Below are 415 nucleotides of genomic sequence, written 5' to 3' on the forward strand. Positions count from 1 at the left end.
CGAAGCCCTGGTATGTGATATGCTTTTCCCCTTGCCGATCATTGTTGGAATCTCTTTAGATGTGCTTTTATTTCATCTGCCAAGTCATATACTGTTTGCATGAGCTTGGGATCCCGTTTTTTGAACATGTTCCCAATGGACTTGAAATTGTTATGGTACTTGATGAGCATTTTATAAAGCTGAATATGTTCATCCGTGAAACGTTCCGTGATCTCCTGTTCAAAAAGACTGCGCCGAATGTATTCGCTCAAGGTGAGACCGCTCCGTTTGGCCTTTACCTTGAGGAGCTTCTTTTCATAGATGGAACATCTAAACTTAACGAGATCCCCTCTCCCCTTAAACACTCTTTTTTCTCTGCGACCTTCGGGAGCAGACGAGATTGTGGCCACAGCCACACATCTCGAATTCCTGCCCA

At 44.3% G+C, this 415-nt stretch carries 1 protein-coding gene; it reads right to left on the reverse strand.

Going from position 1 to position 415, the window contains the following annotated elements; all coding sequences use genetic code 11:
• Positions 1 to 38: 38 nt before the first annotated feature.
• The coding region (gene mbpA / locus IEW94_RS15905) for a mobilization protein MbpA (protein ID WP_229669555.1) at positions 39 to 415 on the reverse strand (377 nt) is incomplete at its 5' end.

The sequence above is a fragment of the Yeosuana aromativorans genome, from assembly GCF_014646655.1.
Taxonomy (GTDB): Bacteria; Bacteroidota; Bacteroidia; order Flavobacteriales; family Flavobacteriaceae; genus Yeosuana; species Yeosuana aromativorans.